The sequence below is a fragment of the Escherichia sp. E2661 genome, from assembly GCF_004745185.1.
Lineage (GTDB): Bacteria > Pseudomonadota > Gammaproteobacteria > Enterobacterales > Enterobacteriaceae > Escherichia.
Genome location: NZ_PDIG01000035.1, coordinates 60953 through 76476, shown reverse-complemented (window position 1 = coordinate 76476; position 15524 = coordinate 60953). Strand labels below are relative to the sequence as shown.

15 protein-coding genes, 1 other RNA gene and 5 pseudogenes are annotated in these 15524 nt (G+C 49.3%); 12 read left to right on the top strand and 9 right to left on the bottom strand.

The annotated features are described in order from the left end of the window. Nucleotides 1-131 precede the first annotated feature (131 nt). From CRI63_RS17490 to CRI63_RS17480, 3 genes are read left to right on the top strand one after another with little or no spacing between them, the layout of a single operon-like run. Nucleotides 132-650, top strand: a complete 519-nt coding sequence (locus CRI63_RS17490) for a YfiR family protein (RefSeq protein WP_135520233.1) — start codon at nucleotides 132-134, stop codon at nucleotides 648-650. Further along, nucleotides 643-1866, top strand: a complete 1224-nt coding sequence (gene dgcN, locus CRI63_RS17485; RefSeq protein WP_130217283.1) for a diguanylate cyclase DgcN — start codon at nucleotides 643-645, stop codon at nucleotides 1864-1866. Before CRI63_RS17490 ends, dgcN begins: the two co-directional genes overlap by 8 nt. 15 nt (nucleotides 1867-1881) lie before the next feature. After that, a complete protein-coding gene (locus CRI63_RS17480) occupies nucleotides 1882-2364 on the top strand; it encodes an OmpA family protein (protein WP_064529888.1) in 483 nt (160 codons plus the stop codon). 76 nt (nucleotides 2365-2440) lie between these two features. On the opposite strand, the pseudogene rplS reads toward CRI63_RS17480, so the two are convergent. The 5 genes and pseudogenes from rplS to ffh form a co-directional block, all read right to left on the bottom strand. Further along, nucleotides 2441-2789, bottom strand: a pseudogene (rplS, locus tag CRI63_RS17475) (50S ribosomal protein L19). A 41-nt stretch (nucleotides 2790-2830) separates the two neighbouring features. Continuing rightward, nucleotides 2831-3597 (bottom strand): annotated as a pseudogene (trmD, locus tag CRI63_RS17470) (tRNA (guanosine(37)-N1)-methyltransferase TrmD). 30 nt (nucleotides 3598-3627) lie between these two features. Continuing rightward, nucleotides 3628-4176, bottom strand: coding sequence for a ribosome maturation factor RimM (gene rimM / locus CRI63_RS17465; RefSeq protein ID WP_000043335.1), 549 nt, complete (start codon nucleotides 4174-4176; stop codon nucleotides 3628-3630). A gap of 18 nt (nucleotides 4177-4194) precedes the next feature. Continuing rightward, nucleotides 4195-4443: a 30S ribosomal protein S16 gene (gene rpsP, locus CRI63_RS17460; RefSeq protein WP_000256450.1), complete on the bottom strand. Its 249-nt coding sequence runs from the start codon at nucleotides 4441-4443 to the stop codon at nucleotides 4195-4197. Between the two features lie 136 nt (nucleotides 4444-4579). Then, the gene (gene ffh / locus CRI63_RS17455) at nucleotides 4580-5941 is read right to left on the bottom strand and encodes a signal recognition particle protein (RefSeq protein ID WP_000460035.1); all 1362 of its coding nucleotides are present in this window, start codon (nucleotides 5939-5941) and stop codon (nucleotides 4580-4582) included. 166 nt (nucleotides 5942-6107) lie between these two features. Between ffh and CRI63_RS17450 the strand changes: the two genes are divergently transcribed. Beyond that, nucleotides 6108-6899: an inner membrane protein YpjD gene (locus CRI63_RS17450; protein ID WP_135520405.1), complete on the top strand. Its 792-nt coding sequence runs from the start codon at nucleotides 6108-6110 to the stop codon at nucleotides 6897-6899. Between the two features lie 20 nt (nucleotides 6900-6919). After that, nucleotides 6920-8205 (top strand): annotated as a pseudogene (locus CRI63_RS17445) (HlyC/CorC family transporter). A gap of 53 nt (nucleotides 8206-8258) precedes the next feature. On the opposite strand, the gene grpE reads toward CRI63_RS17445, so the two are convergent. Continuing rightward, on the bottom strand, nucleotides 8259-8852 hold the full coding sequence (grpE, locus tag CRI63_RS17440) for a nucleotide exchange factor GrpE (RefSeq protein ID WP_001296310.1): 594 nt from the start codon (nucleotides 8850-8852) through the stop codon (nucleotides 8259-8261). 123 nt (nucleotides 8853-8975) lie between these two features. On the opposite strand from grpE, the pseudogene nadK reads away from it, so the two are divergent. From nadK to CRI63_RS17420, 4 genes and pseudogenes are all read left to right on the top strand, one after another. Further along, nucleotides 8976-9855: pseudogene (gene nadK, locus CRI63_RS17435) on the top strand (NAD(+) kinase). A gap of 85 nt (nucleotides 9856-9940) precedes the next feature. Next, nucleotides 9941-11602 carry a DNA repair protein RecN gene (gene recN / locus CRI63_RS17430; RefSeq protein WP_130261274.1) on the top strand — a complete coding sequence of 554 codons (1662 nt, stop codon included), beginning with the start codon at nucleotides 9941-9943 and terminating at the stop codon, nucleotides 11600-11602. Nucleotides 11603-11751: 149 nt separating this feature from the next. After that, on the top strand, nucleotides 11752-12096 hold the full coding sequence (gene bamE / locus CRI63_RS17425) for an outer membrane protein assembly factor BamE (protein WP_064529892.1): 345 nt from the start codon (nucleotides 11752-11754) through the stop codon (nucleotides 12094-12096). A gap of 65 nt (nucleotides 12097-12161) precedes the next feature. Further along, a complete protein-coding gene (locus CRI63_RS17420) occupies nucleotides 12162-12668 on the top strand; it encodes a ClbS/DfsB family four-helix bundle protein (RefSeq protein WP_130221572.1) in 507 nt (168 codons plus the stop codon). Nucleotides 12669-12679: 11 nt separating this feature from the next. Here the strand turns inward: CRI63_RS17420 and CRI63_RS17415 are convergent, their stop codons facing one another. Together CRI63_RS17415 and ratA are read right to left on the bottom strand one after the other, a co-directional pair. After that, nucleotides 12680-12970, bottom strand: coding sequence for an RnfH family protein (locus CRI63_RS17415; RefSeq protein WP_064529893.1), 291 nt, complete (start codon nucleotides 12968-12970; stop codon nucleotides 12680-12682). Beyond that, entirely contained in the window at nucleotides 12960-13397 is a 438-nt protein-coding gene (gene ratA, locus CRI63_RS17410; RefSeq protein ID WP_001339419.1) for a type II toxin-antitoxin system toxin RatA, read from the bottom strand. Before ratA ends, CRI63_RS17415 begins: the two co-directional genes overlap by 11 nt. Nucleotides 13398-13567: 170 nt before the next feature. On the opposite strand from ratA, the gene smpB reads away from it, so the two are divergent. The 3 genes and pseudogenes from smpB (at nucleotide 13568) to CRI63_RS24850 (ending at nucleotide 15234) form a co-directional block, all read left to right on the top strand. Next, complete coding sequence (smpB, locus tag CRI63_RS17405; RefSeq protein WP_097428054.1) at nucleotides 13568-14050, top strand: SsrA-binding protein SmpB; 483 nt, start codon at nucleotides 13568-13570, stop codon at nucleotides 14048-14050. 214 nt (nucleotides 14051-14264) lie between these two features. Then, nucleotides 14265-14627, top strand: a transfer-messenger RNA (tmRNA) gene (ssrA, locus tag CRI63_RS17400). 123 nt (nucleotides 14628-14750) lie between these two features. Further along, nucleotides 14751-15234, top strand: a pseudogene (locus CRI63_RS24850) (hypothetical protein). 26 nt (nucleotides 15235-15260) lie between these two features. Here the strand turns inward: CRI63_RS24850 and CRI63_RS17390 are convergent. Next, a complete protein-coding gene (locus tag CRI63_RS17390; protein WP_000980501.1) occupies nucleotides 15261-15479 on the bottom strand; it encodes an ogr/Delta-like zinc finger family protein in 219 nt (72 codons plus the stop codon). Nucleotides 15480-15524 lie beyond the last annotated feature (45 nt).

Genomic DNA, 15524 nt, shown 5'->3' with positions numbered 1-15524 from the left:
TTAATCATAAGATTTAGCTTATTCGATTTTTAATTCTCTTATGGATGACGACCACACAAAAGAATGATATTTTAATGAACATTCTGAAAAATTTTCGATACGTTTCGAGCGAAGATGGTGAGGATCCCTGAATGCGCTTTTCTCACCTACTGTTCTTACTGCTGCTATTCCTTCTGGCAGGCGCGCCATTACTCGCTCAGGAAACCACTGACGTTGCGAAAAATGTGCGTTTAATGGTTTCCGGTATCGTAAGCTACACTCGCTGGCCGACGGTATCTGGTCCGCCAAGACTATGTATTTTTTCATCTTCACGATTTAGCACCGTCCTGCAAGAGAAAGGTGCGACGCCTTTGCCTTATCTGCCTGTCATCGTTAACAACAAACAAGAGGCGATGATTTCAGGCTGCAATGGTTTTTATTTTGGCAGCGAGTCACCGACATTCCAGACAGAATTAATCGAACAATATCCGTCTAAGGCGTTATTATTAATTGCCGAACAAAATACCGAGTGCATTATTGGCAGCGCATTTTGTCTGGTCATCAACAATAATAACGTCAGGTTTGCCGTAAACCTGGATGCCTTATCGCGTAGTGGTGTTAAGGTCAACCCGGATGTCTTAATGCTCGCACGGAAGAAAAACGATGGATAACGATAATTCTCTTCATAAGCGCCCCACGTTTAAAAGAGCATTACGCAACATCAGCATGACCAGCATATTTATCACTATGACGCTGATCTGGCTGCTGCTTTCCGTGACGTCAGTACTAACCCTGAAACAATACGCGCAAAAAAACCTGGCACTAACCGCTGCAACAATGACTTACAGCCTGGAAGCTGCTGTCGTTTTTGCCGATGGTCCTGCAGCAACAGAAACTCTGGCCGCACTAGGTCAGCAAGGCCAATTTTCAACCGCAGAAGTGCGTGATAATCAGCAAAACATTATTGCTTCCTGGCACTACACTGCCAGAGAACCGGGAGATACCTTCAGTAATTTCATTAGCCACTGGCTCTTTCCGGCTCCCGTCATTCAGCCGATTCGCCACAATGGCGAAACTATTGGCGAAGTGCAGTTAACCGCACGCGACAGCTCAATTAGCCATTTTATCTGGTTTTCACTCGCTGTCCTGACTGCATGTATTCTGCTGGCATCAGGCATCGCGATTACCCTCACCCGCCATTTGCACAATGGTCTGGTTGAAGCGTTAAAAAACATCACCGATGTCGTACATGATGTGCGTTCCAACCGCAATTTTTCCCGACGAGTTTCGGAAGAACGTATCGCAGAGTTTCACCGCTTCGCTCTCGACTTCAACAGTCTGCTGGATGAAATGGAAGAGTGGCAGCTTCGCTTACAGGCCAAAAATGCGCAGCTTCTACGTACCGCGCTACATGACCCATTAACCGGGCTGGCTAACCGCGCAGCGTTTCGTAGCGGCATCAACACGTTGATGAACAGTTCCGATGCCCGAAAAACGTCGGCATTACTGTTTCTTGATGGCGATAATTTCAAATATATCAATGATACCTGGGGTCATGCGACGGGAGATCAGGTCTTGATTGAAGTGGCAAAACGATTAGCTGAATTTGGTGGGCTGCGACATCAGGCATACCGCATTGGCGGCGATGAATTCGCTATGGTCCTCTATGGCGTGCAGTCGGAATCTGAAGTGCAGCGGATTTGCACGGCACTGACACAAATTTTTAATCGACCATTCGATCTTAATAATGGCCATCAAACCACTATGACATTAAGCATTGGTTACGCGATGACCATTGAGCACGTCTCCGCCGAAAAATTACAAGAGCTGGCCGACCATAATATGTATCAGGCCAAGCACCAGCGCGCTAAAAAGCTGGTGAAATAACAAGGAAATATCTACATGATAAAGCAACTGGTAGTTCCCCTGGTGTTCTCTTCACTGATACTGACTGGCTGCCAGTCACCACAAGGGAAGTTTACTCCAGAACAAGTCGCCGCTATGCAGTCTTATGGTTTTACTGAATCCGCTGGCGACTGGTCGCTGGGCTTATCTGATACCATTCTGTTTGCTAAAAATGACTACAAACTGCTCCCGGAAAGTCAGCAACAGATCCAGACCATGGCCGCAAAACTGACCTCCACAGGCTTAACCCATGCCCGTATGGATGGACATACCGACAATTACGGCGAAGACAGTTACAACGAAGCTTTATCGCTGAAGCGGGCAAATGTCGTCGCCGATGCGTGGGCAGAAGGTGGGCAAATTCCTCGCAGCAATCTCACCACTCAGGGCTTAGGGAAAAAATACCCCATCGCCAGTAACAAGACCGCACAGGGTCGCGCCGAGAACCGTCGTGTCGCTGTGGTGATTAGTGCACCGTAAACGCAATTTCAATAAATAAAAAAAGGGCCAGCCAATTGGCCAGCCCTTCTTAACAGGATGTCGCTTAAGCGAAATCTTAGTTAAGACGCTCTTTGATACGAGCAGCCTTACCAGTACGCTCACGCAGGTAGTACAGTTTAGCTTTACGAACAGCACCACGACGTTTGACAGAAATGCTGTCAACTACCGGAGAGTGAGTCTGGAAGACACGCTCAACGCCTTCGCCGTTGGAAATTTTACGAACAGTGAATGCAGAGTGCAGACCGCGGTTACGAATAGCGATAACCACGCCCTCGAATGCCTGCAGACGTTTTTTTGGAACCTTCAACAACCCATACTTTCACTTCCACGGTATCACCCGGACGGAAGGAAGGTACGTCCTGCTTCATCTGCTCTTGTTCAAGTTGCTTAATAATGTTGCTCATAATTTAATCTCTTATCCTGGGTAAACTGATATCTCGGGGGCTTACGCCATCCCATCATGTTTATGTTGCTGTTGTGCGTGTTCCGTTTTGAACTCCGCCAGCAACCTTGCTTGCTCTTCAGTCAGAGCCAGGTTTTCCAGAAGTTCAGTCTTCTAAGCCAGGTACGGCCCAGCGACTGTTTCAAACGCCAGCGACGTATCTCGGCATGGTTGCCCGACAGTAACACTGACGGAACTTCCATCCCTTCTAACACCTCAGGCCGCGTATAGTGCGGGCAATCCAGCAATCCTTCAGCAAAGGAATCTTCCGTTGCTGAGGCTTCATGTCCCAGTACTCCCGGAATAAACCGGGAAACGGAGTCAATCAGCGTCATTGCTGGTAACTCACCACCACTGAGAACGTAATCGCCGATTGACCATTCTTCGTCAATTTCGGTTTGGATCACGCGCTCATCTATACCTTCGTAGCGACCGCACACCAGAATCAATTTTTGATTCGTTGCCAGTTCGCTGACGCCCGCTTGATCAAGCTTGCGTCCCTGTGGTGACAGATAAATCACCTTTGCGCCTTCACCCGCCGCGGCTTTTGCTGCATGAATGGCGTCCCGCAAGGGTTGCACCATCATTAACATCCCCGGTCCGCCGCCGTAAGGACGATCGTCCACGGTACGGTGCCGGTCATGCGTGAAGTCGCGAGGACTCCAGCTCTGGATGCTCAGCAGGCCATTTTTAACTGCCCGGCCAGTTACCCCGTAATCGGTAATTGCGCGGAACATTTCAGGAAACAGGCTAATTATGCCAATCCACATAGCGCCGTCTTTTACCGTTTATCCGGTGGTTTAAAAACCAGGATCCCAATCTACTTCGATTGAACGAGTAGTGAGATCGACTTTCTTGATAACCTGCCCATCGAGGAACGGTACGAGACGTTCCTTGATACCAAACGCATCTTTCAGGTTTGCCTTAATGACGAGAACGTCATTAGATCCGGTTTCCATCATATCGACGACTTTACCGAGATCGTAGCCTTCAGTGGTTACTACCTGGCAGCCCATCAGGTCTTTCCAGTAGTAGTCGCCCTCTTCAAGCTGAGGCAGTTGCGATGAATCCACGACAATTTCACAATTCGTCAGCAGGTTCGCCGCATCACGATCGTCAACGCCTTTCAGCTTGATGATCATGTCCTGATTGTGGTGCTTCCAGCTTTCCAGCTGGACTTGCTGCCACTGACCCGCCTTCTGGATAAACCAGGGCTGATAGTCAAAAATGCTTTCGGCGTCTTCGGTGGAAGAAAACACTCTGAGCCACCCACGAATACCGTAAGACGAACCCATTTTTCCCAAAACGATGGGATCAACAGGTGCTTGCGCGGTGAGTTGTTTGCTCATCATGACCACCGTGACAGATTAAGCTGCTTTGTTTACTTCTTTGATCAGCGCAGCAACGCGATCAGAAATAGTTGCGCCCTGGCCAACCCAGTGAGCGATGCGATCCAGATCCAGGCGAGTGCCTTCTTCTTTTTCGCTAGCGATTGGGTTGAAGAAACCAACGCGCTCGATGAAGCGACCGTTGCGTGCATTACGGCTGTCAGCGACAACAACCTGGTAGAACGGACGCTTTTTAGCGCCGTGACGTGCTAAACGAATAGTTACCATAACATCCTCTTGTGTGAATAAAACAACCGGACCCCATCGAGGAACGGAGTCCGGTGTCATATTAAAAGCCCGAAAATTTTACTGATTTCTGGAGAAAATGCAATCAGCAGTTAATAACTCTGTCGCATAAGGTCATTTAGCGACCAGGAAATCCCGGTGGCATCATCCCTTTCATGCTTCTCATCATCTTCGCCATTCCGCCCTTCTTCATTTTCTTCATCATGCGCTGCATGTCGTCGAACTGCTTCAGAAGACGGTTAACGTCCTGCACCTGCATACCGCAACCGGCAGCGATACGACGCTTACGCGAACCTTTGATGATTTCTGGCTTAGCGCGCTCTTTCATCGTCATCGAGTTGATGATGGCTTCCATACGCACCAGCACTTTATCGTCCATCTGCGACTTGACGTTATCCGGGATCTGCCCCATGCCCGGCAGCTTGCCCATCAGGCTGGCCATGCCGCCCATATTTTTCATCTGGCGCAGCTGCTCAAGGAAGTCGTTGAGATCGAAGCCGTCGCCTTTTTTCAGCTTGCTGGCTAATTTCTCTGCCTGCGCACGGTCAACTTTGCTTTCGATATCTTCGATCAGCGACAGAACATCGCCCATGCCGAGAATACGGGAAGCGATACGGTCCGGGTGGAACGGCTCCAGCGCCTCTGTTTTCTCGCCAACACCGAGGAACTTGATCGGTTTGCCAGTGATGTGACGAATAGAGAGCGCCGCACCGCCGCGGGCATCGCCGTCCACTTTGGTCAACACTACGCCGGTAAGCGGCAGCGCTTCGTTGAAGGCTTTCGCGGTATTCGCGGCATCCTGACCTGTCATTGCGTCAACTACAAACAGGGTTTCAACCGGGTTAATCGACGCATGGACTTGTTTGATCTCGTCCATCATCGCTTCGTCAACGTGCAGACGACCGGCGGTATCCACCAGCAGCACGTCGTAGAATTTCAGTTTGGCTTCTTTCAGCGCCGCGTTAACGATATCTACCGGCTTCTGACCAACATCAGAAGGGAAGAAATCAACGCCCACCTGCTCTGCAAGCGTCTCAAGCTGTTTGATTGCCGCCGGGCGATAGACGTCGGCAGAAACCACCAGCACTTTCTTCTTGTGCTTCTCGCGCAGGAATTTACCGAGTTTACCCACGCTGGTTGTTTTACCGGCACCTTGCAGGCCCGCCATCAGCACGACCGCAGGCGGTTGCGCCGCCAGGTTCAGGGTCTGGTTCTCTTCGCCCATCGCCGCAACCAGTTCGTTACGGACGATTTTGACGAACTCCTGCCCCGGCGTCAGGCTTTTATTAACTTCATGACCAACCGCTTTCTCTTTTACGCGATTGATAAACTCACGCACTACCGGCAGAGCGACGTCCGCCTCCAGCAGCGCCATGCGCACTTCGCGCAGCGTATCTTTTACGTTGTCTTCAGTGAGGCGTCCACGGCCACTGATATTGCGCAGCGTGCGCGACAAACGATCGGTTAAATTATCAAACATTGTCTCTCGCCTGGGGTGGAAACGGTTGGCCGCAATCGCGACACATCATCAGTATTTTGCCGCAGTATAACATGAAGGCGTCTTTGTTGTTATGCAACGGTTGGAGCAGCGTTCACCTGACGCTATACTGCTTCTCTTTCTTATTGCTCAAACTGTCGACATTACTATGCCCGTTTTTGCTCTGCTCGCGCTTGTCGCCTACTCCGTCAGTCTTGCGCTGATTGTTCCCGGTCTGCTGCAAAAAAACGGCGGCTGGCGGCGCATGGCTATTATTTCTGCGGTCATCGCGCTGGTCTGCCACGCAATCGCTCTGGAAGCCCGCATCCTGCCCGACGGTGATAGCGGACAAAACCTCAGCCTGCTGAACGTTGGTTCATTGGTCAGTTTGATGATCTGTACGGTAATGACCATTGTGGCTTCTCGCAATCGTGGCTGGTTGCTGCTACCCATTGTCTATGCCTTTGCGCTTATCAACCTGGCGCTGGCGACCTTCATGCCCAATGAATACATCACCCATCTGGAAGCAACGCCAGGGATGCTGGTGCACATTGGCTTATCGCTCTTTTCCTATGCCACGCTAATTATCGCCGCCCTGTATGCGCTGCAACTGGCATGGATTGATTACCAACTGAAGAACAAGAAGTTGGCATTCAGTCAGGAAATGCCGCCATTGATGAGTATCGAGCGTAAAATGTTCCACATTACGCAGATTGGCGTGGTGCTGTTAACGCTTACTCTTTGCACTGGCCTGTTCTACATGCACAACTTATTTAGCATGGAAAATATCGACAAGGCTGTGCTCTCTATCGTGGCGTGGTTTGCCTATATTGTGCTGCTGTGGGGACATTATCATGAAGGATGGCGTGGACGCCGCGTCGTCTGGTTTAACGTTGCGGGTGCAGTCATTCTGACACTGGCCTATTTCGGCAGCCGAATTGTCCAGCAGTTAATCAGCTAAACCCAGAAAAGGAGTTTCCCCTGGAACACATTTCTACTACTACGTTGATCATTATTCTGATCATCATGGTGGTCATTTCAGCCTATTTTTCCGGGTCCGAAACCGGAATGATGACCCTCAACCGCTATCGTCTGCGGCATATGGCAAAACAGGGTAATCGCTCGGCCAAACGGGTCGAAAAATTGCTGCGTAAGCCAGACCGCCTGATAAGCCTGGTGTTAATCGGCAATAACCTGGTCAATATTCTTGCCTCCGCGCTCGGCACTATTGTTGGGATGCGTTTGTACGGCGATGCGGGCGTGGCAATTGCGACTGGTGTGCTGACTTTTGTCGTACTGGTTTTTGCTGAGGTATTGCCGAAAACCATGCTGCGCTGTACCCGGAAAAAGTCGCCTATCCGAGTAGTTTTCTGCTGGCTCCGCTGCAAATTTTGATGATGCCGCTGGTCTGGTTGCTGAATGCTATTACCCGCATGTTAATGCGCATGATGGGCATCAAAACCGATATCGTGGTTAGCGGCTCTTTGAGCAAAGAAGAGTTGCGTACTATCGTGCACGAATCGCGCTCACAAATTTCCCGTCGCAATCAGGATATGCTGCTTTCGGTACTCGATCTGGAAAAAATGACCGTTGATGACATCATGGTGCCGCGCAGTGAAATTATCGGTATTGATATCAACGATGACTGGAAATCGATTCTGCGCCAACTCTCCCACTCACCTCACGGGCGCATCGTGCTCTACCGTGATTCGCTGGACGACGCCATCAGTATGCTGCGAGTACGTGAAGCCTGGCGACTCATGTCGGAGAAAAAAGAGTTCACCAAAGAAACCATGCTACGCGCCGCGGACGAGATCTATTTTGTCCCGGAAGGTACGCCGCTCAGCACGCAGCTGGTGAAGTTTCAGCGCAACAAAAAGAAAGTCGGCCTGGTCGTCAACGAATACGGAGACATTCAGGGGCTGGTGACGGTCGAAGATATTCTGGAAGAGATTGTCGGCGATTTCACTACGTCCATGTCGCCAACACTTGCCGAAGAAGTCACTCCGCAAAACGACGGTTCGGTGATTATCGATGGCACCGCCAACGTGCGAGAAATTAACAAAGCCTTTAACTGGCATCTACCGGAAGATGATGCCCGCACGGTTAATGGCGTCATTCTTGAGGCACTGGAAGAGATCCCGGTTGCAGGCACCCGCGTGCGTATTGGCGAGTACGATATCGATATTCTCGACGTACAGGACAATATGATTAAGCAGGTAAAAGTTTTTCCTGTGAAACCGCTGCGCGAGAGTGTGGCGGAGTAAAAAAAACGGCCCGGCATTCGCATGCTGGGCGTGATTTATTACGAAAACAGAAATTAAGCTTTTGCCTTCGCTACAGTAACCATCGCCGCACGAATCGTACGACCATTCAGCGTATAACCCTTCTGCATAATGCCCAGTACGTTACCTGGCGCAACGTCATCAGATTCCACCATTGCGATGGCCTGATGCACATTCGGGTCCAGTGGGACGTTAGTTTCGGCGATCACTTCAACGCCAAACTTACGCACAACATCCAGCATCGACTTCAGCGTCAGCTCAATGCCTTCAACCATCGCGGACATATCCGGGTTAGCTTTATCAGCCACTTCCAGCGCACGATCCAGGCTATCAATCACCGGCAGTAATTCGTTGATGAATTTCTCCAGCGCAAATTTGTGGGCTTTTTCGATATCCAGTTCAGTACGACGACGCAGGTTTTCCATTTCGGCTTTTACGCGCAAAATGCCGTCACGTTCACGGGTCTGGGCTTCGGCCAGCTGAGCTTCGAGATTCGCAATTTTTTCATCGCGCGGATCCACCTGCTCAGCAGAAGCTTCTGGCTCAACTGCCTCAATCTCTTCGTGCTGATCCATGATAATTTCTTCCGGGGCTTGCCCCTCAGGCGTTTTCTGTTCTTTACTACTCATGAATTTCTCCGCGTTTTTTTTCGCATTCATCTCGCTAACTTCGCTTATTATGGGGATCAGTTTCAGGGTTTCAAGGGAAGCACTCACATTGTCATCAATCTTCGCAACAAGGACCTCGGAAAAATGAATAATCATTTCAAGTGTATTGGCATTGTGGGACACCCACGGCACCCTACTGCACTGACAACACATGAAATGCTCTACCGCTGGCTGTGCACAAAAGGTTACGAGGTCATCGTTGAGCAACAAATCGCTCACGAACTGCAACTGAAGAATGTGAAAACTGGCACGCTCGCGGAGATTGGGCAACTGGCTGATCTCGCGGTAGTCGTTGGTGGCGACGGTAATATGCTGGGCGCGGCGCGCACACTCGCCCGTTACGATATTAAAGTTATTGGAATCAACCGTGGCAACCTGGGTTTCCTGACTGACCTTGACCCCGATAACGCCCAGCAACAATTAGCCGATGTGCTGGAAGGCCACTACATCAGCGAGAAACGTTTTTTTGCTGGAAGCGCAAGTCTGCCAGCAAGATTGCCAGAAACGCATCAGCACAGCGATAAATGAAGTTGTACTTCATCCAGGCAAAGTGGCGCATATGATTGAGTTCGAAGTGTATATCGACGAGATCTTTGCGTTTTCTCAGCGATCTGATGGACTAATTATTTCAACGCCAACAGGCTCCACTGCCTATTCCCTCTCTGCGGGCGGTCCTATTCTGACACCCTCTCTGGATGCAATTACCCTGGTGCCCATGTTCCCGCATACGTTGTCAGCACGACCACTGGTCATAAACAGCAGCAGCACGATCCGTCTGCGTTTTTCGCATCGCCGTAACGACCTGGAAATCAGTTGCGACAGTCAGATAGCGCTGCCGATTCAGGAAGGTGAAGATGTCCTGATTCGTCGCTGTGATTATCATCTGAATCTGATTCATCCGAAAGATTACAGCTATTTCAATACATTAAGCACCAAGCTCGGCTGGTCAAAAAAATTATTCTAATTTTACGCCAGCCTCTTTACTGTATATAAAACCAGTTTATACTGTACACAATAACAGTAATGGTTTTTCATACAGGAAAACGACTATGTTGGCACAACTGACCATCAGCAACTTTGCTATCGTTCGTGAGCTTGAGATTGATTTTCACAGCGGCATGACCGTAATAACCGGTGAAACCGGCGCGGGTAAATCTATTGCGATAGATGCCCTCGGCCTTTGTCTCGGTGGTCGCGCTGAAGCCGACATGGTGCGTACCGGCGCTGCTCGCGCTGATCTGTGCGCCCGTTTTTCACTGAAAGATACGCCAGCGGCTCTGCGCTGGCTGGAAGAAAATCAACTGGAAGATGGCCGTGAATGCCTGCTTCGTCGCGTAATCAGTAGCGATGGTCGCTCCCGTGGTTTCATCAACGGTACAGCTGTTCCTCTGTCACAACTGCGCGAACTGGGTCAGTTGCTGATTCAGATCCATGGTCAGCACGCTCATCAATTACTCACCAAATCCGAGCACCAAAAATTCCTGCTTGATGGCTATGCCAATGAAACCTCTCTGCTCCAGGAAATGACCGTACGTTATCAGTTGTGGCATCAAAGCTGCCGCGACCTCGCGCACCATCAACAACTAAGTCAGGAACGCGCCGCCCGTGCGGAACTGCTGCAATACCAATTAAAAGAACTTAACGAATTTAATCCGCAGCCCGGAGAGTTTGAGCAAATTGACGAAGAGTACAAACGTCTGGCGAACAGCGGTCAATTACTGACTACCAGTCAGAATGCATTGGCATTAATGGCCGACGGTGAAGACGCAAACCTGCAAAGTCAGCTTTACACGGCTAAACAGCTGGTGAGTGAATTGATTGGCATGGACAGCAAACTGTCCGGCGTACTTGATATGCTGGAAGAAGCTACCATCCAGATTGCTGAAGCCAGCGACGAACTGCGCCACTACTGCGATCGTCTGGATCTCGATCCCAACCGACTGTTTGAACTTGAACAGCGCATCTCAAAACAAATTTCGCTGGCACGTAAACATCACGTCAGCCCTGAGGCATTGCCACAGTATTACCAGTCGCTACTGGAAGAACAGCAGCAACTGGACGATCAGGCCGACTCACAAGAAACGCTCGCGCTGGCGGTAACGAAACATCATCAGCAAGCACTGGAAACGGCACGCGCGTTACACCAGCAACGCCAGCATTATGCAAATGAGTTGGCACAGCTGATCACCGATAGTATGCATGCACTCTCTATGCCGCATGGGCAGTTTACGATTGATGTTAAATTTGACGAGCATCACCTGGGCATTGACGGTGCCGATCGTATTGAGTTTCGGGTAACCACCAACCCAGGTCAGCCAATGCAGCCTATTGCCAAAGTCGCATCCGGTGGTGAATTGTCCCGCATCGCATTGGCAATCCAGGTCATTACCGCGCGTAAAATGGAAACCCCGGCACTGATTTTTGATGAAGTGGATGTAGGGATTAGCGGTCCAACAGCGGCAGTTGTCGGCAAACTGCTACGTCAGCTTGGCGAATCAACCCAGGTGATGTGTGTTACCCATTTGCCGCAAGTCGCAGGATGCGGTCATCAACACTATTTTGTCAGCAAAGAAACCGATGGCGCGATGACCGAAACTCATATGGAGTCGCTGGACAAAAAAGCGCGGTTACAGGAGCTGGCGCGCCTGCTTGGTGGCAGTGAAGTCACACGTAACACACTGGCGAATGCGAAAGAACTGCTTGCGGCGTAAACTTTTTTCCTGCTTTACGGTCAGAGTAAACAGCAAAAACGCCGTAAGACCGGAAAGCAAAAGGTTTTAAAGTGATGAAAGGTCTATTATCATCGGCATATTACAGATGAGCCACGTACTGCTCGGGCCCGAAAAGGAATCAAATCACTATGCGCTGTAAAACGCTGACTGCTGCAGCAGCAGTACTATTGATGTTGACCGCAGGCTGTTCCACTCTGGAGCGAGTGGTTTACCGTCCTGACATCAACCAGGGGAACTATCTGACCGCTAACGACGTATCCAAAATACGTGTTGGCATGACGCAACAACAAGTTGCGTACGCATTGGGTACACCGCTGATGTCCGATCCATTTGGTACGAATACCTGGTTCTATGTGTTCCGTCAGCAACCAGGCCATGAAGGTGTAACACAGCAAACGCTGACGCTGACCTTTAACAGTAGCGGTGTGTTGACCAACATTGATAACAAACCCGCGCTGACTGGCAACGAATAAAATTTGCTGTTTATAACGATTAAAAAAAAGGTGCTCAATGAGCACCTTTTTCATAGGAGGATCCTATGTCTGTACCAGAAAGCAAAGCTGCACTGTTGCAGGAAATGGAAAAATCATGGAATGGACTTACAAAAAAGTTATCTCGCATTCCAGAAGAAAAAGCTTTTCTCATCACAATGGAAGGGCATGCCAGCGGCACTGTGATGAGTGCGGCTAACCTGGTAAGCTATCTAATAGGTTGGGGAGAGCAGGTTCTTATCTGGCACAGACAAGAAGAAGCAGGAATCCCCATTGATTTTCCGGCTAAAGACCATAAGTGGAATGAACTTGGGAAACTAGCGCAGACATTTTACGCTAATTATTCCCATGTCACATCATGGTCCCAATTGTGCGAAATGTTAGAAACCAACCATCAGCAACTCAAATCGCTAGTGGAACGCTACAGCGATAACGAGTTATACCATCATCCCTGGTACGGTAAATGGACGCGTGGCCGAATGATCCAATTTAATACCGTATCACCCTATAGAAATGCAAGCACACGTCTGAACGCCCTACTAAAACAATTCTGACAATAGATTTGCTATTTATTCGCTGATTTTTCTGCTCGTTGCCTGCGAAGCTCTTTCGGATCGGCAATGAGAGGGCGATAAATCTCCACCCGATCGCCATCATGCACGGTATCGCTCAGTTTTGCCGGACGGCTGTAAATGCCGACTTTGTTTTTAGTTAAATCGATATCGGTACGCAATTCCAGCAAGCCACTGGCGCGAATTGCTTCTTCAACCGTCGCGCCCTCCTGCAATCTTACCCGTTGCAGGTATTGTTTCTCGGGTAATGCGTAAGCCACCTCAACGGCAATTTTACCTGGCACTGTAGACCTCTTTTGCACGAACAGTAAAAGCCTGCACCATATTAGCTGCCAGCTCTTTAAACACGCGACCAAAGGCGAGTTCAATCAATTTATTGGTAAACTCAAAGTCGAGATGAAACTCAATACGGCACGCGTCCTGGCTCAACGGCGTAAACTTCCAGCCGCCGATCAATTTCTTAAACGGTCCATCAACCAGACTCATCAGAATACTTTGGTTACTGGTCAACTGGTTGCGGGTAGTAAACGTTTTGCTGATCCCAGCCTTAGACACATCTACCGCAGCGGTCATCTGCCCAGGAGTGGACTCCAGAATCCGGCTTCCAGTGCACCCTGGTAAAAACTGAGGATAAGACTGAACGTCATTCACTAACTGATACATTTGCTCCGCGCTGTAGGGTACCAGTGCGGTCCGGCTAATCTGAGGCATAACAATTTCCATCAACAAAAATCCAACAAATAATATCATTTATCCTGCCGTAAAAAAAACGCTATCCCGACGCTGGGTAACATCCGGTTCATGCTAAGATAGAGCCTTGTCCCCCGCAGGATTGATATGGGGTATTTTCGATTTCAGATTACCGATGATTCACGACGCTTATGACGAAGAAAAAAGCACATAAATCTGGTTCAGCGACCATCGCGCTTAACAAGCGCGCCCGTCACGAATACTTTATTGAAGAAGAGTTCGAAGCGGGACTTGCCCTGCAAGGCTGGGAAGTTAAATCCCTGCGCGCAGGAAAAGCCAATATTAGCGACAGCTATGTCCTTCTGCGCGACGGAGAAGCGTTCCTGTTTGGAGCAAACATCACGCCGATGGCAGTGGCTTCCACGCACGTGGTGTGCGACCCTACTCGCACCCGCAAACTGCTTCTCAACCAGCGCGAACTTGACTCTCTCTATGGCCGAGTGAACCGTGAAGGTTATACCGTAGTGGCGCTCTCCCTGTACTGGAAAAATGCCTGGTGCAAAGTAAAAATCGGCGTCGCGAAAGGTAAGAAACAACACGATAAACGTTCTGATATCAAAGAACGCGAATGGCAGGTTGATAAAGCACGTATCATGAAAAATGCGCACCGTTAAACCTATATAAGCGATACTAATCAAATCTTCACCGCGCCTCCCTATCCGGTGGCGCGAATGAACATCTTGTCGACTGTCAAATCTGACACTGATGTAGCCATCCCATTGCTTAATCGAAGAAAAATCATACTATGCAGGCGCTAATTCCAGGATGATAACGCCTTTGGGGCTAGTCATGGCGCTCAAAAATCTGGTATACTTAACGTTACACATTGGGGCTGATTCTGGATTCGACGGGATTTGCGAAACCCAAGGTGCATGCCGAGGGGCGGTTGGCCTCGTAAAAAGCCGCAAAAAATAGTCGCAAACGACGAAAACTACGCTTTAGCAGCTTAATAACCTGCTTAGAGCCCTCTCTCCCTAGCCTCCGCTCTTAGGACGGGGATCAAGAGAGGTCAAACCCAAAAGAGATCGCGTGGAAGCCCTGCCTGGGGTTGAAGCGTTAAAACTTAATCAGGCTAGTTTGTTAGTGGCGTGTCTGTCCGCAGCTGGCAAGCGAATGTAAAGACTGACTAAGCATGTAGTACCGAGGATGTAGGAATTTCGGACGCGGGTTCAACTCCCGCCAGCTCCACCAAATAAATCAAGGGGTTACGTGAAGGCGTAGCCCCTTTTTCTTTGGTAGTGGCGGCAAAATGGCGACAGAGTTTTGCGTCCGTCTTGCCTGTCGCCATCTTGAAATCATGCCAAGAGGTTTCACATGGAAGAACTTCACTTTGTTTACATCAATGCAAATGGTCGTATCGGTGTTCACTCAATACAGAGCATCAGTTATAGCGAAAATCATATACAGGGCATTTGTAAGAACACCGACCGAATAAAAACCTTCCGAAAAGACCGCATTCTTAAACAATACGATTCACAAGAACAAGCCATTCAGGAATGCGAGACATTCCTCCCCGAAAACTACTCACACCTCACTAAGCAGTCTGGCCCGAAAAAAAAATACATTCGATGTGTGTTTCACCGGATTTAAGAAAGCAGATAAAGAAAGGTTGGTTGATAAGGCGAATGAACAAGGATTAACGGTAAGAACCTCTGTAACCCAAAACCTTCAGATGCTCTGCTGCGGTTACAATGCAGGCCCATCAAAAGTATCGGCAGCAAGGATGAAAGGCACTATCATCATAGATGAGCCTGGCTTTATACATTTTCTTGAAACAGGTGAGATCCCAGATGAATAAAAACCTGCCGTAGCAGGTTCTCTTTCTCAAAAATTCATATGCCCCTGACCACCTGGCAATGGATGTGGAGGGGCTGTAGCAATCAATGCAGGTGTCACAATAAACCGGACCACTGTTTCATGGGTAACAAAAGTGCTCCCGCAGTTAATATTTTGGCACTGGCAGTAACGCTCTTTGGTGCTTTCCGTTACTTGAAAACTGCTCCTTGTGTGCGCCGCATGACCACACTTTGGACAATTCATCATATCCAGATCCCTACCTTTGCTATCAGAATCAATGCAATGATACAC

Coding starts and splice junctions, on each gene's coding strand:
- rimM (WP_000043335.1), bottom strand. CDS start 4,176: ATGAGCAAACAACTCACCGCGCAAGCACCTGTTGATCCCATCGTTTTG.
- CRI63_RS17390 (WP_000980501.1), bottom strand. CDS start 15,479: ATGATGAATTGTCCAAAGTGTGGTCATGCGGCGCACACAAGGAGCAGT.
- smpB (WP_097428054.1), top strand. CDS start 13,568: ATGACGAAGAAAAAAGCACATAAATCTGGTTCAGCGACCATCGCGCTT.
- dgcN (WP_130217283.1), top strand. CDS start 643: ATGGATAACGATAATTCTCTTCATAAGCGCCCCACGTTTAAAAGAGCA.
- ratA (WP_001339419.1), bottom strand. CDS start 13,397: ATGCCTCAGATTAGCCGGACCGCACTGGTACCCTACAGCGCGGAGCAA.
- CRI63_RS17480 (WP_064529888.1), top strand. CDS start 1,882: ATGATAAAGCAACTGGTAGTTCCCCTGGTGTTCTCTTCACTGATACTG.
- recN (WP_130261274.1), top strand. CDS start 9,941: ATGTTGGCACAACTGACCATCAGCAACTTTGCTATCGTTCGTGAGCTT.
- CRI63_RS17450 (WP_135520405.1), top strand. CDS start 6,108: ATGCCCGTTTTTGCTCTGCTCGCGCTTGTCGCCTACTCCGTCAGTCTT.
- grpE (WP_001296310.1), bottom strand. CDS start 8,852: ATGAGTAGTAAAGAACAGAAAACGCCTGAGGGGCAAGCCCCGGAAGAA.
- CRI63_RS17490 (WP_135520233.1), top strand. CDS start 132: ATGCGCTTTTCTCACCTACTGTTCTTACTGCTGCTATTCCTTCTGGCA.
- ffh (WP_000460035.1), bottom strand. CDS start 5,941: ATGTTTGATAATTTAACCGATCGTTTGTCGCGCACGCTGCGCAATATC.
- CRI63_RS17420 (WP_130221572.1), top strand. CDS start 12,162: ATGTCTGTACCAGAAAGCAAAGCTGCACTGTTGCAGGAAATGGAAAAA.
- bamE (WP_064529892.1), top strand. CDS start 11,752: ATGCGCTGTAAAACGCTGACTGCTGCAGCAGCAGTACTATTGATGTTG.
- rpsP (WP_000256450.1), bottom strand. CDS start 4,443: ATGGTAACTATTCGTTTAGCACGTCACGGCGCTAAAAAGCGTCCGTTC.